Source organism: Myxococcus virescens (genome assembly GCF_900101905.1).
Taxonomy (GTDB): Bacteria; Myxococcota; Myxococcia; order Myxococcales; family Myxococcaceae; genus Myxococcus; species Myxococcus virescens.
In genome coordinates this window covers 18,770-45,481 of sequence record NZ_FNAJ01000022.1, presented here as the reverse complement: position 1 = coordinate 45,481, position 26,712 = coordinate 18,770, and the positions used below count along the sequence as shown (strand labels likewise).

At 69.6% G+C, this 26,712-nt stretch carries 20 protein-coding genes; 10 read left to right on the top strand and 10 right to left on the bottom strand.

Features of this window, described 5'->3' with window-relative positions; translation table 11 throughout:
• Nucleotides 1-53: 53 nt before the first annotated feature.
• Complete coding sequence (locus BLU09_RS34620; RefSeq protein WP_090495322.1) at nt 54-947, top strand: hypothetical protein; 894 nt, start codon at nt 54-56, stop codon at nt 945-947.
• Between the two features lie 94 nt (nt 948-1,041).
• Here BLU09_RS34620 and BLU09_RS34615 read toward each other — a convergent pair whose 3' ends face one another.
• The 5 genes from BLU09_RS34615 to BLU09_RS34595 form a co-directional block, all read right to left on the bottom strand.
• Nucleotides 1,042-3,408, bottom strand: a complete 2,367-nt coding sequence (locus tag BLU09_RS34615) for a hypothetical protein (protein ID WP_244172286.1) — start codon at nt 3,406-3,408, stop codon at nt 1,042-1,044.
• 157 nt (nt 3,409-3,565) lie between these two features.
• On the bottom strand, nt 3,566-5,155 hold the full coding sequence (locus BLU09_RS34610) for a sigma-54-dependent Fis family transcriptional regulator (RefSeq protein WP_090495316.1): 1,590 nt from the start codon (nt 5,153-5,155) through the stop codon (nt 3,566-3,568).
• 13 nt (nt 5,156-5,168) lie between these two features.
• Nucleotides 5,169-6,002, bottom strand: coding sequence for an MBL fold metallo-hydrolase (locus BLU09_RS34605; protein WP_090495313.1), 834 nt, complete (start codon nt 6,000-6,002; stop codon nt 5,169-5,171).
• Between the two features lie 265 nt (nt 6,003-6,267).
• Nucleotides 6,268-6,795, bottom strand: coding sequence for a signal peptidase II (lspA, locus tag BLU09_RS34600; RefSeq protein ID WP_090495310.1), 528 nt, complete (start codon nt 6,793-6,795; stop codon nt 6,268-6,270).
• Between the two features lie 98 nt (nt 6,796-6,893).
• Complete coding sequence (locus BLU09_RS34595) at nt 6,894-7,565, bottom strand: hypothetical protein (protein ID WP_090495307.1); 672 nt, start codon at nt 7,563-7,565, stop codon at nt 6,894-6,896.
• A 116-nt stretch (nt 7,566-7,681) separates the two neighbouring features.
• Here BLU09_RS34595 and BLU09_RS34590 point away from each other — a divergent pair, with 116 nt between their 5' ends.
• The 4 genes from BLU09_RS34590 (at nt 7,682) to BLU09_RS34575 (ending at nt 11,166) form a co-directional block, all read left to right on the top strand.
• On the top strand, nt 7,682-8,263 hold the full coding sequence (locus BLU09_RS34590; RefSeq protein WP_090495304.1) for a tRNA-uridine aminocarboxypropyltransferase: 582 nt from the start codon (nt 7,682-7,684) through the stop codon (nt 8,261-8,263).
• Between the two features lie 513 nt (nt 8,264-8,776).
• Nucleotides 8,777-9,775, top strand: a complete 999-nt coding sequence (locus BLU09_RS34585) for a radical SAM protein (RefSeq protein WP_090495302.1) — start codon at nt 8,777-8,779, stop codon at nt 9,773-9,775.
• Between the two features lie 12 nt (nt 9,776-9,787).
• Nucleotides 9,788-10,306, top strand: a complete 519-nt coding sequence (locus tag BLU09_RS34580; RefSeq protein WP_090495299.1) for an NUDIX hydrolase — start codon at nt 9,788-9,790, stop codon at nt 10,304-10,306.
• Entirely contained in the window at nt 10,282-11,166 is an 885-nt protein-coding gene (locus BLU09_RS34575; protein WP_090495296.1) for a hypothetical protein, read from the top strand. Before BLU09_RS34580 ends, BLU09_RS34575 begins: the two co-directional genes overlap by 25 nt.
• Here BLU09_RS34575 and BLU09_RS34570 read toward each other — a convergent pair.
• Nucleotides 11,150-12,721 carry a GMC family oxidoreductase N-terminal domain-containing protein gene (locus BLU09_RS34570; RefSeq protein WP_090495293.1) on the bottom strand — a complete coding sequence of 524 codons (1,572 nt, stop codon included), beginning with the start codon at nt 12,719-12,721 and terminating at the stop codon, nt 11,150-11,152. The two genes, BLU09_RS34575 and BLU09_RS34570, sit on opposite strands and share 17 nt — an antisense overlap.
• A gap of 31 nt (nt 12,722-12,752) precedes the next feature.
• Nucleotides 12,753-13,307 (bottom strand): hypothetical protein, encoded by a 555-nt coding sequence (locus BLU09_RS34565; RefSeq protein WP_244172285.1) that lies wholly within the window; start codon nt 13,305-13,307, stop codon nt 12,753-12,755.
• A gap of 88 nt (nt 13,308-13,395) precedes the next feature.
• Between BLU09_RS34565 and BLU09_RS34560 the strand changes: the two genes are divergently transcribed.
• The 5 genes from BLU09_RS34560 to BLU09_RS34540 all read left to right on the top strand — a co-directional run bounded on the left by BLU09_RS34560 (nt 13,396) and on the right by BLU09_RS34540 (nt 20,091).
• The gene (locus BLU09_RS34560) at nt 13,396-16,584 is read left to right on the top strand and encodes an efflux RND transporter permease subunit (RefSeq protein WP_244172284.1); all 3,189 of its coding nucleotides are present in this window, start codon (nt 13,396-13,398) and stop codon (nt 16,582-16,584) included.
• The gene (locus tag BLU09_RS34555; protein ID WP_090495288.1) at nt 16,581-17,744 is read left to right on the top strand and encodes an efflux RND transporter periplasmic adaptor subunit; all 1,164 of its coding nucleotides are present in this window, start codon (nt 16,581-16,583) and stop codon (nt 17,742-17,744) included. The genes BLU09_RS34560 and BLU09_RS34555 overlap by 4 nt, the downstream gene beginning before the upstream one ends.
• A 78-nt stretch (nt 17,745-17,822) precedes the next feature.
• Nucleotides 17,823-18,131, top strand: a complete 309-nt coding sequence (locus tag BLU09_RS34550) for a c-type cytochrome (protein ID WP_090495286.1) — start codon at nt 17,823-17,825, stop codon at nt 18,129-18,131.
• 51 nt (nt 18,132-18,182) lie between these two features.
• On the top strand, nt 18,183-19,265 hold the full coding sequence (locus BLU09_RS39105; protein WP_186817929.1) for a leucine-rich repeat domain-containing protein: 1,083 nt from the start codon (nt 18,183-18,185) through the stop codon (nt 19,263-19,265).
• A 64-nt stretch (nt 19,266-19,329) separates the two neighbouring features.
• Nucleotides 19,330-20,091, top strand: coding sequence for a ParA family protein (locus tag BLU09_RS34540; protein ID WP_090495283.1), 762 nt, complete (start codon nt 19,330-19,332; stop codon nt 20,089-20,091).
• 58 nt (nt 20,092-20,149) lie between these two features.
• Here BLU09_RS34540 and rnk read toward each other — a convergent pair whose 3' ends face one another.
• The 3 genes from rnk to gltB all read right to left on the bottom strand — a co-directional run bounded on the left by rnk (nt 20,150) and on the right by gltB (nt 26,706).
• Nucleotides 20,150-20,566, bottom strand: coding sequence for a nucleoside diphosphate kinase regulator (rnk, locus tag BLU09_RS34535; protein ID WP_090495281.1), 417 nt, complete (start codon nt 20,564-20,566; stop codon nt 20,150-20,152).
• Between the two features lie 110 nt (nt 20,567-20,676).
• Entirely contained in the window at nt 20,677-22,137 is a 1,461-nt protein-coding gene (locus BLU09_RS34530; RefSeq protein WP_090495278.1) for a glutamate synthase subunit beta, read from the bottom strand.
• Between the two features lie 3 nt (nt 22,138-22,140).
• Entirely contained in the window at nt 22,141-26,706 is a 4,566-nt protein-coding gene (gene gltB / locus BLU09_RS34525; RefSeq protein ID WP_090495275.1) for a glutamate synthase large subunit, read from the bottom strand.
• Nucleotides 26,707-26,712: the final 6 nt, after the last annotated feature.

The window sequence follows — 26,712 nt, the reverse complement described above, 5'->3', positions numbered from 1 at the left end:
TCTCGGCATGTTCCGCCTCGCGGGCGTCCATGCCGAGCCTTCAGGGGGAAGGGATGGAGCTGTGGCGCATGGCACTGGCGCCGGTCTACGCGGCGTGCCTGTTGGGACTGTTGGTGGCGGCCTTCGCCTACGGGCGCAAGGACGTGACGTCCCGTCCCTACCGCGTGCCCCTGTTGTGGTTCGGACTGCTGGCGGGGGTGTCGCTCGTCGTGCTGCGGTACGTCCAGGGAACCGGGGCGGTGTTGGCCTCGGAGACGGCCGTGAAGGCCATGGGCTCTGTCCTGTTGGTGCTGGCCGCGGGGCTGGCGCTGCGGGGCGCCTGGGCCCGGACCCGGGCCAACGTGCTGCGGGGTTCGGCGCCGGTGCCGCTGGATGAAGCGGTGGCGGCCCTGCGTGCTGGTGCGTCCCCGGGCTGGGGCGTCTACCACGGCATCTTGGACGCGGAGTCGACGTTGACGTCGCCCGGTGGCGTGCCGTGTGTCTTCTTCGACGCGGAGGTGCGCGAGGTGGCGGCGGACGGTCGGCGCGGGCCGCTGTTGTCCCATGAGCGCGCGTATGCGCCCGTGCTGGCGCTGCGTGGCCAGCGCGTCCGTGCTTCGGTGTCCTTTTCGCCCGCGTCGCTGATGGCCCCGGTGGAGGTCCGCCGGTGCCAGGCCCTGCCAGGCGCGGTGCCCGTGTCCTGGTATCAGACGGCGCATCCGGAGGCCCTGTCCTGGGAGCGCGTGGGCGCGGTGGGCGAATCCTGCCTCGTGGTGGGTGAGCTTCGGAGGGGCCCTGTCGAGGGCAGCTACGCCCTGGTCGGTCGGGAGGGAGGCCCCGCGATGTTGGTGCTGGGCCCCCAGGCGCCGGCCACCCGTGGGACGCTGGCGCGCCAGGCCTGGCGGCACTTCGCGGCGGCCGGGGTGTTGTCCATGGCCGCAGCCGTCGTCCTGTCGCGGGTGCTGTGAGACGCGCGGCGGAGGCCGTACCGCCGCGCAGGAGCGTGATGCGCCGCCAGGCCTCTCGGCCCGAGCACGGACACCCGGGCCGCTCGGGCCGCGCTCAGGCGGCTCCGGTGCTTCCGGTGCCTCGCGTGGTGGAGAACACGACCTGTTCCTCGCTGTCCGCCACCCGCACGGTGAGGGTCCGCTCCACGCCCGCGAGGCCTAGCGGCGTGGACTGCGCCAGGTCCGAGAGCAGGGAGCCCGCGGCGCGCAGGTGGAAGCCGGTGGTCCACATGCCCTCCAACTCGCCGAACACGGTGCGCAGCTCGTCCGGGGCCTTGCGTTCATCAATGGCGCGGCGCAGGCGCACCATGCCGCTCACGAAGTTCCGGCACCGCATGAGCGTGTTGGGGTTCTTCGAGATGACCTCCGCGAAGCTGAAGTTGCCGCCACCCGGGCGCCACTCGCTTTCGATGAGCTGCAGGTCCTTGCCCAGGTCGCGCACCGTGGGGTCCTTCTGGAAGTACCACTTGGCGATCTGCGCGGCGCGGCTGGGTGACAAGTCATTCAGCATGAGGCTGCCTTGCTCCTGCACCTCGCGGAGGTAGGCCTCCCAGATGGGGGCGTAGACCGCGCGCCGGAACTCGGCGGAGGCGCGGGGAAGCTGCTCGCTCCAGGGCAGCGCGCGGGCCAGGGCGCGTGAGAAGCGGGACAGCTCCAGCGTCTGGAGGCGGGGCACCAGGGCGCGGAACGAGTCATCCGCCATCTTCAGCTCGAGCCGCGTTTCGATGGGGTGTTTGCCCATGTCCTCCTGCATGGCGCTGATGACGGTGGCCGCGTCCTTCGCGTCCAGCACGCCCCAGACGACGGCGTCATCCACCGCCTGTTGCAGGTCCTTGCGCGACAGCTTCTTCTGCCGTCCCCACAGCATCAGGTGCAGGCCGTAGCCGAAGTCGGAGGCCACGGGGGTGGGGGAGAAGCGCGTCATGTCCGCCTTCAGGTCCACCACCCACTGGCCGCGGGTGCCCAGCAGCTTGTCCTCGTAGCCCCGGCGTCCGAGGAACGCCATGCGCCGGGCGCCCTGGAAGTTCTCCTGCGTCACCCAGGACTGCTTGCTGACGTTCTTCGCCTTGAGCAGCTCGAACGAGCCAACCCCCAGTGAGAAGCCGTAGGCCTGCTGGCGCGTGAGCGTGGTGGCGTGGAGGTAGTTGCGCAGCTCGAACTCGCTCTGCTGGGCGGGGAGGCTCTTCATCCACTTCAGCAGCTCCACCAGGTTGCCCTTGAGCAGGGACTCGTGGAAGCGCATCGCGGTGACGTCCTCCACGACGACCTCCAGCAGCGTGGAGGTCTCCGACAGGCGCAGGTATTCGTACTCGAAGCCCTCGGCGACCTGCGTGCGGACGGCGTTCTCCAGCGCCTCCGCGACGCGGGCCTTGAAGTCGGCCCAGGCCTGCGGAAGGTTGGCCGGGTCCGCCAGCTGCGGGTCGATGCCAAGGCGCTCCAGCACCAGTCCCAGCACCTTCTTCTGGTTGTCGTCCAGCTTCGCCTTGCTGGCCTTGTCCACCAGGCCGTCCATGATTTCCACCGCGGTGGTGCCCTTCTTGACGAGGTCGCGAAGGACGGGCCCCAGCAGCGCTTCCAGCAGCTGGCCCAGCTGGGCCTTCACCGCCGCCGGGTCCAGCAGCTCCACGGTGATGCCCAGACCGGCGGAGTGCGCCTGCTCATGGGACTTCACCTTGCGCACGGCGACCTGGATGCGGCCGGCACGAGGACGGGAGAAGCTGAGCTGGTAGTCGTCGGTGAGGGACACCCGGGCGGACAGGCCCGCCTTGGCGCTGGTCTTCAACGCGAGCAGCTCGTTGCCGCGCAGGATGCCCAGCCGGTTGAGGTTGGTGGGGAAGATGTCCGCCCAGTTGAGCTCCAGCCGTGTGTGGAGCGCGCCGCGGACCTGCCACGCCACCGCGTCCCCCGTGGTCAGCTTGGCCAGGTCGGTGGCCTGCATCAGCCGCAGCTCGGACAGGTCGGAGCGCACGGCCTCGCGCATGTTCTGGCCCAGCGGATGCGCGCGGTAGTCGCTGAGCGTGACGGACAGCTCCGTCTGGTTCTCGGAGGCGAGGAAGGACAGGCTGGCGCTCACAGCGGCCTTCACGCGCGCGGACACCTGGTAGCGCATCCACCCGATGTCACTGCCCAGCAGCAGCTGGGGCCGGGGCCCTGGCTCGGCGCTCTCCGGGCTCGGCTCGCCGATGATGCCGTTTTCGTCCACGTCACCCAGCGAGTTGAAGTTCCGGATGGACGCTTCGCCGGTGGCTTCGAAGGAGAGGGTGAAGCCGTGCATGGCCAGCTTGGGCGGAAGGATTTTCTCTTCCGTGAAGGTCCCCTGGGCCAGCGGCACCTTGATGTCCTGGTCCTGCAGCTTCACGTCGGGCACCTTGCCCGCCACGACGTCGGGAAGCTTCTCCAGCAGCTTGTTGACCACTTTCATGCGCGTCCCCCTGGGCTGAAGCCTCCTGCACGTGGGCCGGAGGTCTCTTCGTCGTACGCCGTTGCCCAGCTCGGAACAAGGCGGATACCGGAAAAGACCGGTGGTCAGCGGACAGATGCCCTGGAGGGTGGGGTGGAAGCCGCCCCCGCGCAGCGCGTCAGGGCTCGTCGCCCAGTCCGTACTCCTTGAGTTTCCGCGCGAGCGTGTTGCGGCCAATCTCCAGCACGCGGGCCGCGGCGGTGCGGTTGCCCTTCACGGCGTCCAACACGCGCAGGATGTGGCGGCGTTCGACCTCCGCCAGGGGCAGCAGGCGCGCATCCATGGGCGCGGGCGCGGCTGACGCGTTGACACCTTGAGCGGCAGCCGGAGTCGGCAGGGCGTTCCGGTCCACATCGGGCAGGGGCAGGTGCTCTTCGAGAATCTCCCCTTCACAGAGCACCACGGCGCTCTCGATGCAGTTCTCCAGCTCCCGGACGTTTCCCGGCCAGCGGTAGCGCTTGAGGCGCTCCACCGCGGCGGCGCTGAGGCGGGGCGGCGTCAGCCGGTGCCTCCGGGCGACGGCGGCGACGAAGTGGCGGGCGAGCCGCTCGATGTCCTCCGCGCCGCGCTCCCGCAGCGGCGGCAGCACCACCTCGACCACCTTGATGCGGTAGTAGAGGTCCTCGCGGAAGCGGCCCTCGGCCACCATGCGGGCCAAGTCCCGGTGGGTGGCCGCGACGATGCGCACGTCCACCTTCACGGCCTGGGTGCCACCCACGCGCTCGAACTCGCGATCCTGGATGACCCGCAGCAGCTTGCCCTGCACCGGCAGGGGCAGCTCGCCAATCTCGTCGATGAACACCGTGCCGCCGCTGGCCGCCTCGAACTTGCCGGGCACGCGGTGGTCCGCGCCGGTGAAGGCGCCGCGTTCGTGGCCGAAGAGCTCGTTCTCGATGAGCGTGGCGGGCAGCGCCGCGCAGTCCACCTTGATGAAGGGCTGGTCCCTGCGAGGGCCATTCACGTGGACAGCACGGGCGAACAGCTCCTTGCCGCTGCCACTCTCGCCGCGCAGCAGCACCGTCGCGTCGGTGGGCGCGGCCTTGCGCACCAGCCGGTAGATGGCCTGGAGCTGCGGGGACTCGCCGATGATGCGGTTGAAGAAGTAGCCCACCGGTACCTGGGGCTGGTCCTTCGCGCGCTGGAGCTCCTGGTAGAGGCTGGTGCTCTGGAGGGCGGTGCTCACCTGCGAGGCGATGGCGGTGAGCCGCTGCGTGTCGTCGTCGGTGAAGCGGTCCGCGCCGCGGCGGTTGAGGACCTGGAGCACGCCGTAGAGGGCGCCGTCCCCGTCGCGCAGTGGCACGGCGAGCAGGCTGGTGGTGCGGTAGCCCGTCATCCGGTCGATGTCCGCGAAGAAGCGCTGCTCGCCGCGCGGGTCCGGCACGTTGATGGCGTGCCCCGCCTGGGCGACGGTGCCTGCGACGCCCTGGCCCAGCTTGACGCGAATCTGGGACACCTCGGGCAGGTGCGCGGCGCGGCTGAACAGCTCGCGGCGGGCCGGGTCCAGCAGCCAGAGGGTGCCGCGGTCCGCTTGCAGGGTGATGGCGATGCGGTCCATCAGCGTCTGGAGGAACGCGTCGAGGTCCACCTCCCTGCCGACGAGCCCTCCGAAGGGGAGGAGGACCTGGGAGACGTCCGAGGGGGCTTGGGGCATGGCGGGCAACGGCGGCAGGACGAAGGCGGAGGCCGCACCATAACATCCAGAGGGCATGGAACCGCCCCTCTCAGGCCGCGCGGCCCAGCACCAGCCGCTGGCCTTCGCGTGCGGGCTCGCAGATGGGGAAGAGGGCGCGGGCCTGCTCCGCCATGTCCTCGAGCATGTCGTCGCCGTGCGCCGGGTCATGGTGGAACAGGCACAGCCGGCGCGCCCCCACCAGCCCGGCCACGCCCGCGGCGTCCATCATGGTGGAGTGGCCCCAGCCCTTCTTCGCCACGCCCTTGCGGCCCTCGTATTCGTCCGGCGTGTACTGCGCGTCCAGGCACAGGACGTCCGCGCCCTCGAAGAGGCGGCCCACCTCCGGCGCGAGCTCCTGCACCCGCACCTCCACGTCCGTGGCGTAGACGAACGAATGGCCATCCGCCTCCACGCGGTACGCCAGGCACCCCTGCGGGTGCGGCACGTCGATGGGCGTGACGCGGAAGGGGCCCACCTCCACGGGCCGGGCATGCATCGCCGAGCGGAAGTCCATCCGCGAGCGCATGGTGCTCAGCGGCACCGGGAAGTGAGGCGGCTGCATCTGCGCGGCCAACTCGGACTGGAGCGCCTGGGCCCCATTCGCGCCCGGGCCGTAGAGCGTCAGCTCGGACGTGGGCAGCCAGGCCGGCGTGAAGAAGGGGAAGCCCTGCACGTGGTCCCAATGCAGATGCGAGAAGAAGAGCGTGGCCTTCTGGGGCGCGCCCTCGCGCATCATGATTTCGCCCAGCGCGCGGATGCCTGTCCCCGCATCCAGGATGAGGCGGTGGCCCTGGCTGGTCACCTCCACGCAGGCCGTGTTGCCACCAATGCGCGAACCCGACACCGCGATGCTCCCCCGAACGCCATGAAACCGGACTTCCATCGTGAGCCTCCTTGAATGGGGGGCCTCCACGTGGGACGCCCTCATGCCAGGAGCCTCAGAGCATGGGGTGTGCCATTTCCAAGTGCGCGGAATCAGGGGTGCGTGTTTTGGGCGCGCCCACCAGTGCTCCAGAGTGGATCGCGCTCGCATGGTGCGGGCGATCCAAACCGGTACAGGTCGCCCGCCGCATGGAAGGGCGGCGGGCACGGCTTCCAACGCCCAGGGGGCGCGTGAGCGGTGGCCCGCTCTCGCGCCCACACCCTGGCTAGTCGCCCTGGCTCGGAGCAGGAGCGGGCACAGGGGCCGGCTGCGGACGACGGGAGTCGAAGGCCATCAAGATGGCGCCGACGACGAGCGCGGCGTCCGCGACGTTGAAGGCATACCAGGGGTTCACCGGCCAGAACCCGAAGTCAGCGACGACGAAGTCCGTCACGCTGCCCAGGCGGACGCGGTCAATCAGGTTGCCAATGCCGGCGCCGACGAGGCCGAGCGCGACGTGCAGCCTGTAGTGGTCCGCGGGCGACTGGCGGACCAAGTGGATGACCAGCAGGAAGACGGGGATGGCCACCGCGCTGAGGATGAGCTGGGCGTAGGGCAGCGACCGGAACATGCCGAAGGTGATGCCGGTGTTCTCCACGTACTGGAAGCGGATGACGTCGCCGATGACGCTCATACCGGCGTAGCCCAGGGGCTTCACGTGCTCGCGGACGAGGACCTTCGTCCATTGGTCGAGGATGAGCAGCAGCGTGGCCAGCCCACCCACGACAAGGTACTTTCGACGCTCCGGAGTCATTTGCGGCGCAGCCTCCTATAAATGAGGTGGCCGGACAACCACCGGGAGTGTCGGCGAGCGGATGCTCATCGTGCTCGCAGGGCCAATGGCAGACCGAGTTACCGCGAGGGGAAGGGCCAGGCGACGAGGGGCGCCGGTACCGGTGTGGGCCGCTCCATGTACAGGGAGTGCGCGAACGGGCCGACCTCCCTTGTCTCGGCGAGTGCGTTGAACCGGCCTGTCATTTCGAGTTCGGCCCCGCTTTGCGCCATCGACTTGTCGATGAACAGTGTCAGGAGACCTGTGTGGACCCAGCCGAACTCGAAAGTGAAGAGTCCCACCACGCACTCCATTCGCCCCCGGCGAGGCGGGGGGCCTCCGGCGATGAGCGCCTCGGCGACGCGGGCGGCGGGGGCTGAGTCCAGGTGGCTCTCGCTCAGGCTCCAGGAGGCAAGAGGGCGCTCGAAGCGGATGGGGGTGCGCAGACACAGCACCGCGTGTTGAACCGCGTGCGGGAGGGAGGCGTCTTCACCCAGCAGCGCCGCGGCTCGCGCGAAGCGGCTTGCGCCGGAGGGCTCTGTGGCGACGAGATAGTTCCAGGCCGCGGAGAAGGGGCCGCCTCCGTATTCCACCAGGTAGTCGTCGGGAGCTTGGACCCCCACGGCGGCCGTCCCTTCGGGGGCACGGTAGTAGCCGTATTTCTGGAGTGTTTCCAACTGCCAGAGCCCCGGACCCACCCGGCCAAGGCGGGCAGCCCAGCGGTCGCTCGGAAAGTCCCTGGCTTCAGGCATTCGCGGCCGTGTCCAGGCCCAGTGCGTCGTCACCGCCCAATCACCCATGGCGAAACATCCCAGCACGAGAGACAGAGGGAAACGAGTGCTTCTGTTCGTCCAACGGCCGGACCAAGATGAGGGCAGTGTCTTCCCGTCTCGCCATTCGCCCGCGTTGTTCCCGCTGCAACCTGGCGCTTCATCTGTGTCTGTGTGACGAGATTCCCCAGGTCCACACGCGGACGCGAATCCTCCTCCTGCAGCACGTGATGGAGATCGCGAAGAAGAGCAACACCGGCGGCGTGGCCGCGCTGGCGTTGGTGAACTCGAAGCGCCTCATCCACGGCTCCCTCAGCGGGAGCGCGGAGCTGGAGCTGCTCTCCGAGCCCGGGACGTGGCTGCTCTATCCCGATGGGCCGCCACCCCGGCCTGATGCGCCGCCACCGCGGCAGCTGGTGGTGCTGGACGCGAGCTGGTCCCAGGCGCGGCGGATGACACAACGGGTCGCCGCGCTCCGGACGCTGCCTCGCCTGGCGCTGCCGCCACCGGAGCCAGGACTGCTCCGGCTCCGCGAACCCTCGCACCCCTCCGGGATGTCCACCCTGGATGCCGTGGCTCGAGCGGTGGCGGCGCTGGAAGGGGCCGAAGTGGCCATGCCCCTGGCGCGGCTCGCCGCGCTCCGAGTCCAGCGGATCGCCGAGTGCGGGACCTTGTATTGAGTCCCCAGGTATCCGTGCGCGGCTCCGTGTCTTCGTGAACTGACACGCGCTTGAGCCGGTCTTGATGGGTTCGGGATGTCTGTGATTGCCCTGCCAGGGGCATGCCCTGCTTCACCCTGGAAGCGATGCCTTCGGAGCGCGGAGCCGGCGCTGGCTCGCGGCGGCGCCCGACACCGCGATGTCAGTGGCGTGCGTTAAAGAGAATGTCGCGGCAGATGAACCTTCTCCGGGGACCTCATGAAGAAACAGAAAAACTCGCTCTTGCGGATAAAATGAAACCCACGTAACATCTCTGTGACGTCAGCGTAGGCTGGCTCTTCTATTTCAAGAGGTCACGAGGGGGGAGCCCCGGGATGTTCAGGGGCGTTGCCGGGCGGATGTGACGGTACCCGTGCCCAAGGTGGCATGGGCGTCCTCCTGGGCGTGGTGTGTCTTTCGATTGGGCGGCTCAGATTCATCAACCAAGGCTCTGCGGCCCATTGTCGGCTGCGGGGCTGTTCTTAATTCCTCGCCATGTCCGCACGCATCAGAGAGCGTCAGGAGAGCTGGGGCACCATCATCTACGACAACCTCCGCGATGAGTTCTCGGCGAAGGTGTTCGAGGGCTGCGTGCCTGTGCCGCGGAGTCCCATCGGTTGTGGATGGCTCGTCACCGCGCCGTGCAACCTCGTGTGTATCCACTGCTACGGGAACGTCGAGGACCTGCCGTCGAAGCGGCTCTCCACGCCCCAGCAGCTCAAGGTGGCCGACGAAGTCATCCGCGCGGGAATCATGCGACAGATTCTCTCCGGCGGTGAGCCGTTGATGCGCCGAGACACGCTGAACGTCATCGACAAGCTCACGGACCATGGTGTCGCCACCATCCTCGGCACCAACGGCACCTTCCTGACGCAGCAGATGATGAAGACGGTGTCTCGCTGCACGCGCGTGGAAATCAGCCTCGATTCCATGGACGAGCGGGTCAACAACGAGATTCGCCCCAGCCGCAACGCCAAGGGTAACACCTACCAGGAGACGCTCCGGGCCATCGGCCTGTGCGTGGACCATGGCGTGGCGCCGCGAATCCTGACCTGTCTCAACCGCCACAACAGCCAGCATGTCGAGGAGCTGGCCCAGTTCATCTACGAGCGGGGCATCCGCGACTGGGCCATCTCCTGGACGCTCTCCGCCGGCCGCGCCTATCACATCTACGGCGAGTTGATGCCGGAGGAGACGTCGCATGTCACCGCGGCCGTGGAGCGGCTGCGGGAGCGCTACCCCGACATGCAGATTCGCCTGTCGGACCGCACGGTCAACTACAGCCGCTACTACTTCCTCATCTGGCCGGACGGGATGATGGGCACCGAGGAGATCGTTACCGGCAAGAAGCTCTTCTTCAGCTCGCTGGTGACGGGCTCCGTCCAGGACGGTTGGAAGCAAGAGAACTACGACCTGGACGCACACTTCCGGAAGTGGGTGGGGGATCGCATCGAGGTCATTCCCGCGGAAGGCCGGAAGCCCCTGGTCGCATAGGATGTCCGTGGCATGGAGCTGATTGACGTCATCGACACCCAGGGGCAGGTGGTGGGGAGCGCGCCCCGCGACCAGATCTACGGCCAGAAGCTGCCCCATCGCATCGTGCATGTGATGGTGGAGCACGACGGCAAGGTCTTCCTGCAGCGGCGCTCCCGGCACATGACCTTCATGCCCGGCCACCTGTGCACGTCCGCGGGTGGCCACGTGAGCGCGGGCGAGGCGCCCCTGGAGGCCGCCCAGCGGGAGCTCCTGGAGGAACTGGGTCTGGAGGGCCCGCTGGTGCCGGTGGCCGAGTTCGTCTTCGACGATGGGCACCACCGGCGCATCTTCCTCTACCGCGCCCGAATGGAAGGCCCGCTGCGCTTCTCCGAGCGGGAGGTGGACGGGGGCATGTTCCTGGCGCCGGAGGAGTTGGGCCGCCTGCTGGACGAGCCCTGTCATCCCCAGTTGTGGCCCTGTCTGGAGCGCCTCTTCCCTGGGCCGAGCGCCGACGCGCGGACGCGATGGAAACCGTCCTCTACTCGCTGACGTCCGTCCTGTTGCGGTCGGGAAACAGCGTCTTCGACCGGCTCAGCTACGGGCTCCGCCGCCAGTCCATCCTCGTCCTCAACTTCGCCAACAACTTCGTCCCGTTCCTCTTGCTGGCGGCGCTGACGCCGCTGCTGCCGATGACGGACAGGGCGGGGTGGGCGCTCTATGGCAACGCGAGGCTCGCGCTGTTCGCGGTGAGCGTCCAGGGGGTGGCCTTCGCCTTCTCCTACGGCTTCCGGCACCTCACGGTCGCCCGGGTGAACATCGCCTCGCGCGTTGGGGATGTGCTCATCCCCCTGGCGCTCATGCTGTCCGGCCGCGCGGTGCACTGGACCGAGTATCTGTTCGCCCTCGCCGTGTCCGGCTGCTCGTTGCTGGCCGCGGGAGGTGGCTCGGACAGCCGCCGCGCCCTGTGGCTGCCGGCGTTCTTCATCACCGTGGCCGTCCTCGTGCAGAGCCTCTGCGGGGAGCTCTTCTTCCAGGGCCAGCCTTCGGGCGTGGCGTCCAACCTGGAGGTGAGCACCGCCTTGATGTTCTGGAGGAGCGCGGCCTGTCTGGTGCTGCTGCTCCTCTTCGGCGCCCGGGGGACGCTGGGGGCGCAGTTGAGCGAGCTGGTCGTGGACGGCCGCGCACGCACCAACCTGCTGGTGCGCGCCCTCTTCACCGTGGGCAATCAGGTCGCCTTCGTCATGGCGCTGGCGGCGGGAAACCGCGTCGTCGCCTGGCCCATCCTCAACTCGGTGACGCTCTTCTCCCTGGTGTTCGCCAACGCCTTCATCCAGGAGGCGCCCGCGCGACGCGAGGTGTTCGCCGTCGTGGCCATCGTCGCGTTGGCCGTGCTCAAGGCCGCGCTGTAGTTCGTGTCGACGCCAGGTCCGGCAGCACCTGGTCCGCGAAGCGCAGCGAGAGGGCGGTCAGCGTCAGCGTCGGGTTGATGGCGCCGTTGTTCGGGAAGTTGCCGTTGGTGAGGGCGAACAGGTTCTTCGTCCCGAAGACGAGGTGCCTTCCGTCCACGACGCCCGAGTCCGGTCCTAGGCCGAAGCGCGCCGTGCCCACCGAGTGGTCCGCCCGGCGAATCACGCCCGAAACCCAGACCTCCGACTCGCGGCAGCCCGCGGTCTTCATCACCTGCATCAAGGTGTCGGTCATCCACTGCCAGCGCGCGGAGAACCCCGCGTCCACCGCGTAGTGAATCTCCACCTGACGCTCGCCCGGCTTGCCCGTGAAGCGCAGGCGGTTCTCCGCCTGGGGGAACTCCTCGATGAAGCCATGGAGGTTGAGCCGGCTCTCCCGGGCGAAGGAGGCGATGTACTCGGGCGCAAGTTGCTCCTGGCGGACCCATGACTGCAGGTCTGGCTCCTCCGGGTACTCGGAGAAGATCATCTTCCCGGCGGCCTGCTGCTCCGGCGTGTCGAAGTGCCGCGAGAAGAGGGCGGGCATGGGGACCTCGCGCCCGTTGAACTCCCGGGGGGGCTTCGCCAGCTTGCCCTCGAGCTTCAGCATCGGGTGGGTGACCAGGTAGCGCCCGAGCGCGGGCAGGCGCTGCTCATCGAAGCCGGAATGCCACAGCAGCTTGGGCGTCTCCAGGGCGCCCGCGGCCACCAGCACGGCGTCCGCGTCCAGCGTGGCCGTCTCACCCTCGGCGGTGCGGTAGGTGACGCCCTGGGCCACCGCTCCCGCCATGCGCACGGCCAGCACCGGGCTGCTCGCGAGCAACCGGAAGCCCGGGTGGGATTCCATGTCCGCCAGCAGCAGGGTGGGGTCGAAGCGCGCGCCCATCGGGCAATACCGGCACGTGCCAAACGTCATGCACGGGCCGCCCACACCCTCGCCGCCGGGGCCTCTGCGCGACATGGGAATGTGGTCATAGGTGATGCCCAGCGCCTTCAATGCGTGGCGCACCGGCTCCGACTCGATGGGATACGGCGGGCTGTTCCACTTGTAGGGCTGTGAGCGCCAGGGCGTGGGATGCCCGTCCACGGGCGCGTTGGGGCCGGTGACGTTCAGCAGGGACTCGGCCTGGCTGTAATAGGGCTCGAGCTGGGTGTAGCTGAAGGGCCAGTCGTTCCCCTTGCCGGTGCGCTTGCGCAGCTCCAGGTCCTCGGGCTGGAGGCGGGGCGTCCAGCCGCTCCAGTGCAGCGTCGACCCGCCCACCGCCATGAGCCGGCTGCCCTTGATGAGGAAGTGGTCGCGCTCGGGTTGGACACCGGGGCGGGAGTTGGCGTCACCCTGCGAGTCCTCACAGGCGTGGTAGGGCCGAACGCCCGTGGTGACGAAGTCCAGCCAGCGGCGCGAGTCCCGCATGGGCGTGCGAGGGCCGGCTTCGAGCATCACCACCTCGTAGCCCCGCTCCAGCGCGGCGCGGGCGGTGATGACCGCGGCAACACCACTTCCGACGATACACAGCCTCATGGTTTTCAAATCCTGTCGGCGACCGCGCTGACTACAGTTCGTCCGAGGCGTGATAGGAGCCAGACGCGTGCGGCTCGTGCCAGAGCCCGCCCATGTGGCCGTTCATGTTTCCGAAGCCAAACGTCCGGAAGCCCCCGCCGACCAGCGACATGATGGCCAGCTCACCCACCACCTTCACGCGGTGGAGCTCTGGCAGCTCCACGAGCCACTCCGCGGAGAGCGTCTCGGGCCGCTTCACCTCCGCCGCGAAGCGGGTGTAGGTGGCCAGGTACGAGGGACGCTCCTCGCATTTGAGACGCAGATAGCCTTCCAGCAGCGCCTCGTTGAGCTGACCGTCCATTCCCACGAAGCGTGAAAGCTGGCGGGCCGTATCGAGCAGGACCTCCCGCACGTCGTCGGGAAGGGGCCCCGCGGTGTCGGGCGCGATGAGCTGGAGGGGCGCCGCTCCCTCCGTGCGAGGTATCAGCCGCGGACGAAGCGTGCCGCAGCTGGAGGCCACCACGCCGATTCCCAACCACTGCAGGAGTTGTCTGCGATTCAGCAGCGCTTGCGTCAGCACAGTCCCAGCGGAGGGAGATGTTTTCACGGCGTTGTTCATGACGGCTCAGCCCTCATGCTGCCCCAGTCTTCCCAGCGGAAGCAAGGGTTGCGGACATTGCCTCGATTGCTGCTCCATGGCAAAGAGCGGAGGCGATATGTGGATCGTCCGGCTGGCGCTCCGACGCCCCTATACCTTCGTGGTGGCGGCGCTGCTGCTCGTCTTCGTGAGTGTGCAGGTCATCCGCGAATCCCCCACGGACATCCTCCCCGAGGTCGACATCCCCGTCATCAGCGTCGTCTGGAGCTATGACGGGCTGCCCGCGCAGCAGATTGAGCGGCAGATTACTCAATACAGTGAATACTCCCTGGCGAACAACGTGGCGAACCTGGCCCGGCAGGAAAGCCAGTCATTCGACGGTGTATCGGTCGCCCGGTTGTATCTACACCCCGGGGCTGACGTGGCCGAGGCCATGGCCCAGGTGACGGCGTCCTCGCAATCCATCACCCGGCGCATGCCTCCGGGGACGCAGCCGCCCATCATCCTCCGGTATTCGGCCAGCAGCGTGCCCATCCTCCAGGTGTCGTTCAGCAGCGAGACGCTCACCGAGTCGCAAATCTACGACCATGTGAATCAACGCGTCCGGCCCCTGCTCGGCACGGTCCGGGGCGCGCGCATTCCCCAGCTCATGGGCGGCAAGGTCCGTCAGATGACCGTGGACCTGGACCTGGAAGCCCTCGAGGCCCATGGGCTGGCGCCGCACGACGTCGCCTCGGCGGTCTCCGCGCAGAACCTGGTCCTGCCCACGGGGAACATCAAGATGGGCGCGCACGAGTACCGCGTGACGCTCAACAGCAGTCCGGAGACGCTCGCCGCGCTCAATGACATCCCGGTGCGCCGGAGCGATGGCCGTGTCGTGTTTCTCCGAGACGTGGCGCATGTACATGACGGCTTCGCGGTGCAGACGAACATCGCCCGGGAGGAGGGCCGGCGCTCCGTCATCCTGTCCGTGATGAAGACGGGGGACGCCTCGACGTTGGAGGTCGCCCGCCGCGTGCGCGAGCTGCTGCCCACCATCCAGGCCGCCGCGCCGGAGGGGTTGTCGGTGCGGTTGCTGGCGGACCAGTCCTCCTTCGTGACGACCGCCATCCACGGGCTCCTGGTGGAAGGGGTCATCGCCGCGCTGCTGACGGCGACGATGATCCTCCTGTTCCTGGGGAGCTGGCGGAGCACGCTCATCATCGCCATCTCCATTCCCTTGTCGGTGCTCGCGGCCATCCTGGTGTTGCGGGGCCTCGGGTACACGCTCGACTCGATGACGCTGGGCGGGCTGGCGCTCGCGGTGGGCATCCTCGTGGATGACGCCACGGTGGAGATAGAGAACATCCACCGCAACCTGGCCATGGGGAAGCCGCTCACCCAGGCCATCCTGGATGGCGCGGAGCAGATCGCCGTGCCCGCCTTCGTCGCCTCGCTCTCCATTGGCATCGTCTTCGTCTCGGTGCTCTTCCTGGAGGGGCCGGCCCGGTACCTGTTCCTGCCCATGGGCCTGGCGGTGGGGCTCTCCGTGATGGCCTCGTATCTGCTCTCGCGCACGCTGGTGCCCACGCTCGTGCAGTTCCTGCTGCGCGCGGAGGTCCAGCGGCACGGACAGCCCCAGAGGGGCTGGCTGGCGCGACTGCACCACCGGTTCGAGGAGGGCTTCGAGCGCTTCCGGGCGCGGTACGTGAGGGCGCTCCAGGGGGCCCTGGCCCGGCCGCGCCGCGTGCTGGTTTTCTTCCTGCTCGCGGTGTTGGCGGCAGTGGGGTTGATGCCCTTCGTGGGCCGGGACTTCTTTCCCACCGTGGACGCGGGCCAGCTCCGCCTTCACGTCGTGGCGCCGCCGGGGACGCGCATCGAGGAGACGGAGCGGTACCTGTCGCTCGTGGAGGACGCCGTGCGCGAGCTCATCCCCGCCGAGGACCGGGTGAGCCTGATTGACATGATGGGCATGCCGGGCGGCTACAACCTCGCGCTGACGGACACCTCCAACGTGAGCAGCGCGGACGGGGAGGTCCTCGTGACGCTGGCTCCGAAGCGCCGGGTCCGGACGGACGCGTACGTCCGGCTGCTGCGCGAGGAGTTGCCGCGGCGCTTCCCGGAGCTCACGTTCTACTTCCAGCCCGCGGACATCGTGACGCAGATTCTCAACTTCGGGCTGCCGTCGCCCATTGACGTGCAGGTGTCGGGCTCCCAGCGCGAGGCCACCTATGCCATCGCGCGTAAGCTCGAGGCGGAGCTGGGGCAGGTCCGCGGCGCGGTGGACGTGCGCCTGTCGCAGGTGGTGAACGCGCCGCGGCTGCACTTCGAGGTGGACCGGGTCCGCTCCAGCGCGGTGGGGCTCACGCAGCGGGACGTGGCCAACAACGTGCTGCTCACCGTGTCATCCAGCTCGCAGGTGAGCCCCAGCTTCTGGATCGACCCGAAGACAGGGAACAGCTATCCGGTGTCGGTGCGCGTGCCGGAGACGCGGGTGTCCTCGGTGGAGGACCTGACGCGGATGGCGCTGCCCACCCGGGAGGGGCCTCAGCTCCTGGGCGACCTCACCCGGGTGCAGCGTGAGTGGACGCCCGTCTTCGTCACCCACGTGGACATCCAGCCCACCTTCAACGTCCGCGCGGACGTCCAGGACACGGACCTGGGCAGCGTGGCGTCGCGGCTGGAGCGGATCGTCGACCGCTACCGAGAGGAGCTGCCGCCGGGCTCGCGCATCCAGGTGCGTGGGCAGGTGGAGAGCATGCGCACCAGCTTCGACCGGCTGCTGTTGGGCCTGCTGTTCGCGGCGGTGCTCGTCTATGCGCTGATGGTGGTCAACTTCCAGTCCTGGCTGGACCCCTTCATCATCATCACCGCGCTGCCCGGGGCGGTGGTGGGCATGGTGGTTTCGCTGTTCGCCACGCAGACGCCGTTCAGCATTCCCTCGTTGATGGGCGCCATCATGAGCGTGGGCGTGGCCACGGCGAACTCCGTGCTGGTGGTGTCCTTCGCCAACGAGCAGCTCGCGCTCGGCGCGAGCGCGGCGGAGGCGGCGCTCGAAGCGGGGCGGGTGCGGGTGCGCCCCGTGTTGATGACGGCGCTGGCCATGGGCCTGGGCATGCTCCCCATGTCCCTGAACCTGGGCGAGGGCGGCGAGCAGAACGCCGCGCTCGGCTGCGCCGTCATTGGCGGCCTCGTGGGCGCCACGGTGGCGACCCTGTTCTTCGTTCCGGTCGTCTACAGTCTGATGCAGGCGCGGCGGGCTGTCCGCGCGGCGGCCCCTGAACTCGAGCCCTCGGTGACAGCGTGACGGAGCAGACTCCTGGCGTGGATGTCACGGCGCGAGGCGGGCGCTGGCCCTGGGGGTTCGCCGCGTTGCTCCTGGTGCTGCTGGGGCTCGGCGTGGCGCCACGGTTGGAGCGGTCGCGCGCGTTGGACCGACGTGAAGTGGAAGCCCGTCTGCCGCCGCTCGTGGCCACCGCGCGCGTGACGCGGTCCGAGCCGAAGGCGGAGCTCACGTTGCCAGGGACGGTCCTTCCCAGTCAGCGCGCGTCGCTGCACGCCCGCATCAATGGTTTCGTGGGCCGCATCCACGTCGACCTGGGCGACCAGGTTCGCGCGGGCCAGTTGCTGGCGGAGCTCGAGGCGCCCGAGCTCCAGGCGGAGTGTCACCGGGCCCGGGCGCGCTTGGATGAGATGGAGCGGAACCTGGAGCTCGCTCGCGCGTCCGCGCGGCGCGGGCAGATTCTCGCGGGAGAGGGCAACGTCAGCCATGAGGTGGCGGAGGAGGCGCGGGCGCGGGCCAACTCCGCGGAGGCCTCGTTGAAGAGCGCGAAGGCGGAGGTGGAGCGCCTCGAGGCGTTGTACGCGTATCGCCGTGTGGTGGCGCCGTTCGATGGTGTCATCGTGCGTCGCAACGTGGACCGGGGCGCGCTGGTCACCGCGGGCAGTGGCAGCGGCATGACGAGCCTGTTTGAACTCGCGCAGACGCACACGCTGAAGGTCTACGTGGACGTGCCGCAGTCCCTCGCCCATGACATCCGGCCGGGGCTCGAGGCGCGGATCTCCACGCTGGATGCGCCCGCGCGGGCGCTGCCGGGACGCGTGGTGCGGACCGCGGGGGTGTTGGACCCGGGGACCCGCACGCTCCTGACGGAGGTGCAGCTCGCCAACACCGAGGCGCTGTTCGCCGGGTCATTCGTGCGCGTCCGGTTGCTCATCGAGCGCGAGGCTCCGCCCATGCTCATCCCCGCCAGCGCGCTGGCCGTGCGGAGCGAGGGGCCCACGGTCCTCGTGGTGGGGGAGGCGAATGCCGTCCAGCAGCGCGTGGTCGTGCTGGGGCGTGACCTGGGCGCTCATGTCGAGGTGATGGACGGATTGTCCGCCGAGGACCGGGTGGTGCTGAGCCCACCGGACACCCTGGGCGATGGGCGCGTGGTGCGCGTCGCGGAAGGGCGTGCCGCGCGCTAGTTTGCGTGGAGCTCAGCAAAATCAGAGAGGGCTGCCATGTCGGTCAGCCTTGATATGCAGTGTGGACTGGAGACTTCGATGAAGCGTTTTCTGTGGCTGTCTGTTCTCGCGGTGGCGTCGGTGTCCAACGTGGCCTCCGCGAGCGAGGAGCTCTCGAAGGCCAAGAACTGCTCGACGTGCCATTCAGCGACGGCGCGGCTGGTCGGTCCCTCATTCAAGGAGATTGCCGCCCGCTATGCGAAGCAGGAGGGCGTGGAGGACAAGCTGACGCAGCGCGTGCGCAAGGGCAGCAGCGGCGTCTGGGGCGCCATTCCGATGCCGGCGAACGCCCAGGTGTCGGAGGCCGAGGCGCGCGCGCTGGTGAAGTGGATCATGACGCAGAAGTAGCGCGCGGAGGTGCCCATTTCCTTCGCATGTCGTTGCAGGTAATGGGCGGGCATGCCGAAGAAGAACGTGTCGCTGGCGGCGCAGTGGAAGCGCGTGGAGAAGCAGGCCGTCCAGACCTTGGGGCGGGGCTCGGCCGGCGAGTATCCGGAGGCCCTGGAGCCGCGGGTGGTGCCGTTCTCGACCGTGTTCGACCCCGCGCCGCTCTTGCCTCCGGAGTACGGGGCGCTCGTCAAGGTGCTGGGCTACCGGTGGCTGTCGGGCGCGTCGTCCACGTTGGGCTTGCTGCCTCCGCGCTGGCAGGTGGGGCTGTCACAGCAGGTGGGCGTGCCCGACCGGCCATGGGACGAGGTCCGCGCGGAGCGCGAGGCGGGCACCCATGCCTATTCGTTCGTGATGTTCGCCGCCCACGACATTGACGACATCAACGGCTTCGCTTTTGGCAGGGGCGCCGCAGGCGCGTCCGGCGTGGTCTGGCGCGTGGAGGACAGTCTCCCCGTGGAGGAACTGGGGACGTTCTCCTCGTGGCTCGAGGAGGAGCTGGCGGCGCTGGCCGTGGCCTTGAAGGACGTGAAGGAGGGCACCTCGCCCGTGGCGCCCGCGGACCTGGCGGGCGCGTCCCTTCCCATCAAGGCGAAGGCGCCCGCGAAGGCGAAGGGCCCGGCTGCCTTGTTCGATAAGTTCCCCCGGGACTCGAAGGAGCTGCTGTTCAACGGCCGGAAGCTGGGCGAGCTGCCCGCGCTGATTGGCGAGTTCACCGAGCTGGAGTCCCTCTGGGTCCGGACGACGGGCATCAAGGCGGTGCCCCCGGAGTTGGGGCGCCTGTCGAAGCTGAAGAAGCTGGATCTGTCGTTCAACCCTGAGTTGACCGAGCTGCCGCCCGATCTGGGTGACCTGGAATCCCTCGAGTCACTCAACCTGAACCGCACGGGGCTGACGACGTTGCCCGACGCGCTGGAGCGGCTCAAGCGCCTGACGTTCCTGGATCTCCAGTCCACGCCGCTGACGACGCTGCCGCCCGTCCTCTTCCGGATGACCTGGTTGCGGACGGTGGACCTGTACTGGACGACCCTGCCTCCAGGGGAAATCGAGCGGCTGCGCCAGGCGCTCCCCGAGTGCAAGGTGGGGGTGAGCTGAGCATGGAGGAGGCGCCGCCGCCCGTGGCTTCTCTCCCCGTGGGTCGTCCGGTATAGACCGGGGCATGGCGTTCATCGCGTTCTCCACCATCAAGGGCGGCGTCGGCAAGACGACGCTCTGCTCGCATGTGGCGGCGGCCCTCGCGGATGCCGGCCGCCAGGTGCTGCTGCTGGACCTGGACCCCCAGGCCCATGCGTCGCTGGTGCTGGGGCTGGAGAGCCGGGAAGGCCCCTGCGTGGGGGATGCGCTCGGGCCCCGTCCCAGGCACACGCTGGCGCAGGTGGTGGTGGCTTCACCGAAGCGGCCCGGCTTGTTCATCGCCCCCGCCGCGCCGCGCATGGCCGCGCAGGAGCGCGAGCTGTTCCAGTGGGGCCACCGCCTCCAGGCGATTCCTCGCGCGCTCAAGACGCTGGGGTGGACGCCGGACATCATCCTCGCGGACACCCCGCCCAGCATCGGCGCCTACACCGAGGCCGTGCTCGCCTCCGCGGACCTGGTCGTGGCCCCCGTGCCCACCGGCGCCTTCGCGCTCCAGGGGCTGGGGGAAATCGAGACCGCCTGGCGTGACGTTCGCGAGCAGGGCGGTGAGCTGGTGGCGGTGGTGAATCTGTGGGATCGCCGCACCACCGCGACCAACGAGGCCATGGAGGGCGCGCTGAGCGAGTCCACCGTGCCCGTGTTGAGGGCTCGGATTCCGCGCTCGGAGTCCATCAACCAGGCGGGGCTGGGCTATGAGGTGGTGTTCGACACGAGCCCGCAGGCGGCCGGCGTGGAGGAGCTGCGGGCCCTGGCGCAGGAGTTGGCGAAGCGCGTGGGGCTGCGCTGAAACGGAGAACGGCACCGTCCGCCACGAGGGCGTACGGTGCCGTCCGGGGGAAGCCGAATCAGAGGTTGTAGTGGCCCGAGGCCTCGGGCTGGTAGGGCACCGCGACGATGCGCAGCTGCTTGGAGCGTCCGCCCGGCAGGGGCCAGGTGATGGTCTGCCCCACGGTCAGGCCGATGAGCGCGCTGCCGATGGGGGCCAGGACGGAGATGCGCCCCTCGTCGCTGCTGGCGTCGCGCGGGTAGACAAGGGTGACCTCCCGGCGCTCTCCCGTCTGTTCGTCCTCGAAGACGACCTTGCTGTTCATCGTCACGACGTCGGGCGGCACCTCTTCCGACGCGACGACGCGGGCCCGGGTCAGCTCCGCGTCAAGCATTTCCGCGAACTCGGCCGTGCGGCCGCCTCCGTTGTGGTCCACCACCTGGCGCAGGCGCTCCAAGTCGGCTTCGGTCACGATGAGGGTCTGTTCGCTTCGCATGTCAGGGGCCTCCTGTGGGAGGGAGTAATGGGTTAAGCCCATTCTAACTGCCTCGCCTGCTATTTATTCCCGACTCGCCCCAAAAAGGCGACCCGGGCGTTTCATTCCGCTCAGAAGGCGCAGTCCGCACCCCGGGTAGGAAGCGCGGAGCGCCCCCCGGAAAGATACGCATCGCAGGCCTTGGCGGCTTCGCGACCGTCCGACAGGGCCCAGACGATGAGGCTGGCGCCCCGGCTCGCGTCCCCGGCGCAGAACACCCCGTCCGCGGACGTGGCGAAGCGCGCGTCCACCTGTACCGTGCCGCGGGGAGACAGCTTTACCCCCAGTTCCTCGGAGAGGTTACCCACCTCGGGCCCCGTGAAGCCCATGGCCAGCACCAGCAGGTCCGTTTCGAACGTCACCTCGGTGCCGGGACGTTCAATGAGGCGGGGCAGGGCGCCAGGTTCGGGCTGGAACTCGATTTCCACGGCGTGCAGCGTCTGGAGCCGTCCGTCGCTGCCCGTCAGCCGCTTCGTCATCAGCGCGAAGCGGCGCTCGCCGCCTTCCTCCTGGCTGGTGGAGGTGCGGAAGATGACGGGCCACCTCGGCCAGGGGTTGCCCTCCGCGCGCACCGCGGGCGGGGCGGGGAGGAGCTCCACCTGCCGCACGCTCGCCGCACCCTGACGCAGCGCGGTACCCAGGCAGTCCGAGCCGGTGTCGCCGCCGCCCAGCACCACGACGTGCCGGCCGGCCGCGTCCAGGCGTGAGTCCTTCTGGCCTTGGCCCGAGACGAGCCGGTTCTGGTGCTCCAGGTACTCCATGGCCTGGACGACACCGGACAGCTCGCGTCCGGGGACTTCCAGCTCGCGCGGACGGCGCGCGCCCATGGCCAGCACCAGGGCGTCGTGCTTCGCGCGCAGCGCGCGGTAGCTCAGGGCACCGCCCACGTCCACGCCGGTGACGAAGGTGATGCCTTCCGCCTCCATCAGCGCCAGGCGCCGGTCCACCACGGACTTCTCCAGCTTGAAGTCGGGGATGCCATAGCGCAGCAGGCCGCCGGCCCGGGCGGCCCGCTCGTACACGGTGACGGTGTGTCCGGCCGCGTTGAGCTGCGCCGCCGCCGCCAGTCCCGCGGGCCCGGAGCCCACCACGCCCACCGTCTTCCCGGTGCGGCGTGCCGGAGGCCGGGGCTTCACCCAGCCCTCCTCGAAGGCCCGTTCGACGATTTCCTTCTCCATCTGCTCGATGGTGACCGGGTCCCGGTCGATGGCGAGCACACACGCAGCCTCGCACGGCGCCGGGCACAGCCGGCCCGTCATCTCCGGGAAGCCATTGGTGCGGCTGAGCAGGTCGTACGCCTCGCGCCAGCGCCCGCGGTACACGGCCTCGTTGAAGTCGGGGATGAGGTTCCCCAGGGGACAGCCCTGGTGGCAGAAGGGGACGCCACAGTCCATGCAGCGGCCGGCCTGCCGTTTGGCCTCGTCGGGGGCCAGCGGCAGCGCGAACTCGCGCCAGTCGCCCAGCCGGTCCGCCTTGTCCCGCTTGACCGCGTGGACGCGCTCCCACTCGATGAATCCGGTTGGCTTACCCATGGCTCAGGCCCTCCCCGCCGCGGACTGGGGCAACGCCGCGGATGTGGACTCCGGTGGTCTGCGCGCCGCGCGCCGTGCCTGGAGGACCCGCTTGTAGTCCGTGGGCATCACCTTCACGAAGCGCGGCACCATCAGCTCCCAGTTGTCCAGTACCCGCCGCGCCAGCGCGCTGCCGGTGTGGTGCAGGTGCCGCTCCACCATGCCGTGCACGAGCCAGATTTCGGACTCGTCCACCAGGGACTCCAGCTCCACCATCTCCAGGTTGCAGCGCTGCCGGAAGGACTGCTCGCGGTCGAGCACGTAGGCGATGCCGCCGCTCATGCCCGCCGCGAAGTTGCGCCCGGTGGGGCCCAGCACCACCACCGCGCCGCCCGTCATGTATTCGCAGCCGTGGTCGCCCACGCCCTCCACGACGGCCTGCGCGCCGCTGTTTCGCACCGCGAAGCGCTCACCCGCGAGCCCCCGCAGGTAGACCTCGCCGGCCGTGGCGCCATAGAGCGCGGTGTTGCCCACCAGCACGTTCTCCTCGGCGGTGAAGCGGCTGGCCTGCGGCGGGTAGACGATGATGCGTCCACCGGACAGGCCCTTGCCCACGTAGTCGTTGGCGTCACCCTCCAGCTCCAGCGTCACGCCCTTCACCACGAAGGCGCCGAAGCTCTGGCCGGCGGAGCCCTTCATCCGCACATGGAGCCGGCCATCCGGCAGCCCCTGGCCCCCGTGACGCCGGGCAATCTCCCCCGACAACAGGGCGCCCACGGCGCGGTGGGTGTTGGCCACCGGCACGTTGAGCAGCATGGGCGGTCCGCCGTCCAGCACCGCGCTGGCGTCGCGCAGCAGCGCGTGGTCCAGGTGGTCGGACACGTCCTTGATGCGCGGCTCGGTGCAGTGGCGCGGCTCGCTGTCCGGCGCGGCCGGCGCGGCGAGCAGCCCGGACAGGTCCACGCGCTTCGCCTTCCAGTGGTCCACCGCCGGGCGCTGCCGCAGCAGGTCCACGCGGCCCACCAGCTCCTGCAGGGAGCGCGCGCCCAGCGCGGCCATCCGCTGGCGCAGGTCCTCCGCGATGAGGAGGAAGAAGTTCACCACGTCCTCGGGCTTGCCCTGGAAGCGCTCGCGCAGCCCCGCGTCCTGCGTGGCGATGCCCGCCGAACAGGTGTTGAGGTGACACTTGCGCAGCATGACGCAGCCCACGGCCACCAGGCTGGCGGTGGCCATGCCGAACTCCTCGGCGCCCAGGAGCGTGGCCACCAGCACGTCCCGTGCGGTGCGCATGCCGCCGTCCGCCTGAACGCGGATGCGCGAGCGCAGCCCGTTGTGCACCAGCACCTGCTGCGTCTCCGCCAGCCCCAGCTCCCAGGGCAGGCCCGCGTGCTGGATGCTGGACAGCGGCGAGGCGCCCGTGCCGCCCTCGTAGCCGGAGATGACCACGCAGCTGGCGCCGGCCTTGGCCACGCCCGCGGCGATGGTGCCCACGCCCACCTCGCTGACCAGCTTCACGCCGACGCGCGCGGCCGGATTCACCGACTGGAGGTCGTAGATGAGCTGCGCCAGGTCCTCGATGGAGTAGATGTCGTGGTGCGGTGGCGGGGAGATGAGCGTCACGCCCGGCGTGGACCAGCGCACGCGGGCAATCCGCTCATCCACCTTGTGGCCGGGCAGCTGGCCGCCCTCGCCGGGCTTGGCGCCCTGGGCCACCTTGATTTGGAGCTCGTCCGCGTTGACCAGGTACTCCGTGGTGACGCCGAAGCGCGCGCTGGCCACCTGCTTGATGGCGCTGCGGCGCAGGTCTCCGTTCTCGTCCCGGGTGTAGCGCCGCGACTCCTCGCCGCCCTCGCCGCTGTTGGAGCGCCCGCCCAGCCGGTTCATCGCGATGGCCAGCGTCTCGTGCGCCTCCGCGCTGATGGAGCCGAAGGACATGGCGCCGGTGACGAAGCGCCGGGCAATGGAGAGCGCCGGCTCCACCTCGTCCAGCGGCACGGGCGTGCGGCCCTCGTGGGCGATTTCGAGCAGGCCGCGCAGGTTGGAGTGCTCGCGCGTCTCGTCGTCCGCGAGCCGCGAGTACTCCGCGAAGGTGGCGGCGTCGTTCGCGCGCACCGCCGCCTGGAGCCTGGCGATGGTGGCCGGGTTCCACTTGTGCCGCTCGCCCAGACGGCGCCAGCGGTACTGGCCGCCCACGGGCAGCATGCCGGCCTCCGCGTCCGCTTCCGCGCCGAAGCCCCGGGCGTGACGCTCCGCCACTTCGCGCCCCAGCTCCGGCAGGCCCACCCCCTCCACGCGCGACGCCGTGTCGGTGAAGTGCCGCTCCACCAGCGAGCGCTGGAGCCCCACGGCCTCGAAGAGCTGCGCGCCGCGGTAGGACTGGAGGGTGGAGATGCCCATCTTCGACATCACCTTGAGCAGGCCTTCCTCCACGGCGTGGATGAAGCGGTCCTGCGCCTTCTCCGCGTCCACGGCCAGCTCGCCGCTGTCCGCCAGGGCCCGGAGCGTGTCCAGCGCCAGGTACGGGTTCACCGCCGCGGCGCCGTAGGCGAACAGGCAGGCGAAGTGGTGCACCTCGCGCGCCTCCGCCGTCTCCAGCAGCAGGCCGGTGTACATGCGGATGCCGTCACGGACGAGCCGCTGGTGCACCGCGGACATGGCCAGCAGCGCGGGAATGGCCGCGTGCGCCGCGTCCACGCCGCGGTCGCTCAAGAGCAGGATGCTGGCGCCCGCGTCCACCGCGTCCACGGCCTCGTCGCAGAGCTTCTCCACCGCCGCCTCGAGCGCGCCTTCGCCTCCGTCCAGGGCGTAGAGGAGCGACAGGCGGCGCGTCTCGAACAGGCCCTCGTCATTGATGGCCGCCAGCCGCGCGAGCTGCCCGTTGGTGAGGATGGGGCCGGGGAGGGACAGCCGGTGGCACTGCTCCGGCGTCTCTTCGAAGGTGTTGCTCTCCGGGCCCAGCGCGGTGGCCAGCGTCATCACCAGCGACTCGCGCAGCGGGTCGATGGGTGGGTTGGTCACCTGCGCGAAGAGCTGGTGGAAGTAGGAGAAGAGGCTGGGGGCGTGGTCGCTGAGCACCGCCAGCGGCGTGTCCGTGCCCATGGAGCCCACTGGCTCCTTGCCCGTCTCCGCCATGGGCGTGAGCACCGAGCGCACGTCCTCGGCGGTGTAGCCGAAGGCGCGCTGGGCCCGCCACAGCTCCTCGCCGCGCAGGCGCACCGGGGCGGTGACGGCGGGGAGGTTGTCGAAGGTGTAGACGTTGCGCTGGAGCCAGCGGCGGTAGGGCCAGCGCGTGGTGATGTCGCGCTTGACGTCCTCGTCCTCCAGGATGCGGCCCTCGGTGGTGTCCACCAGCAGCATGCGGCCCGGCGTCAGGCGGCCCTTGCGGCGCACCTGCGAGGGCGGCACGTCGATGACGCCCATCTCCGAGGCGAGGATGATGCGGTCGTCCTCCGTGACGAGGTAGCGCGCGGGCCGCAGGCCGTTGCGATCCAACGTGGCTCCGATGAGCTGCCCGTCCGTGAAGGCGATGGCCGCCGGCCCGTCCCACGGCTCCAGCAGGGCGGAGGAGTATTCATAGAAGGCGCGCCGCTCGTCGGACATCAGCGCGTCGCCCTCCCACGCCTCCGGAATCATCATCATCAGCGCGTGGGGCAGGGTGCGACCGCCCAGGTAGAGCAGCTCCACCATGTTGTCGAACTGCGCCGAGTCGCTCTTGCCCGGGACGATGATGGGCTGGAGCGCCTCCAGGCTGCCGCCCAGGCGCGCCGTCTGGAGCAGGCCGCGCCGCGCGGTCATCCAGTTCCGGTTGCCACGCATGGTGTTGATTTCACCGTTGTGCGCGATGAAGCGGAACGGCTGCGCCAGCTCCCACGTCGGGAACGTGTTGGTGGAGAAGCGCGAGTGGACCAGGCCCAGCGCGCTCACGAAGTCCGGCTGCTGCAAATCGGAGTAGAAGCGCGGCAGGTCCACCGGCAGCATCAGCCCCTTGTAGACGAGCGTCTCCGACGACAGCGACGCCACGTGGAAGCGGCCCTTGGGGTCCACGCCGCGCGCCTGGATGAGGTTCTCCGTCAGCTTGCGGATGCGGTACAGCTTCCGCTCGAAGGCGCTGGGGACCATGCGCCGCCGCGCCACGAAGAGCTGGCGGATGACGGGGGCGGCCTCACGCGCCACGGGGCCCAGGTGCTCCGGGTTCACGGGCACGTCGCGCCAGCCGAGCACGCGCTGGCCCTCCTGTACGACGACCTCCTCGAAGGCGGCCTCACAGGCGGCCCGGGCCTCGGGCTCGGGCGGGAGGAACACCTGGCCCACGCCGTAGTGCCGGCGCGGCGGGAGGGCGAAGGGCAGCTTCGGGGACTCCCGCTCGAAGAAGCGGTGGGGGAGCTGCACCAGGATGCCGGCGCCGTCGCCGGTTCGTGGGTCCCTGCCCGCGGCCGCCCGGTGGCTGAGCCGGTTGAGGAGCTCCAGGGCGTCCTCGACGATGCCTCGCGAGCGCTCACCCCTCAGGTGGGCGACGAATCCCACGCCGCAGGCGTCATGCTCGGTGTCTGGCTCATACAGGCCGTACCGGCCGGGGCGGAATGCCGACATCAAGAG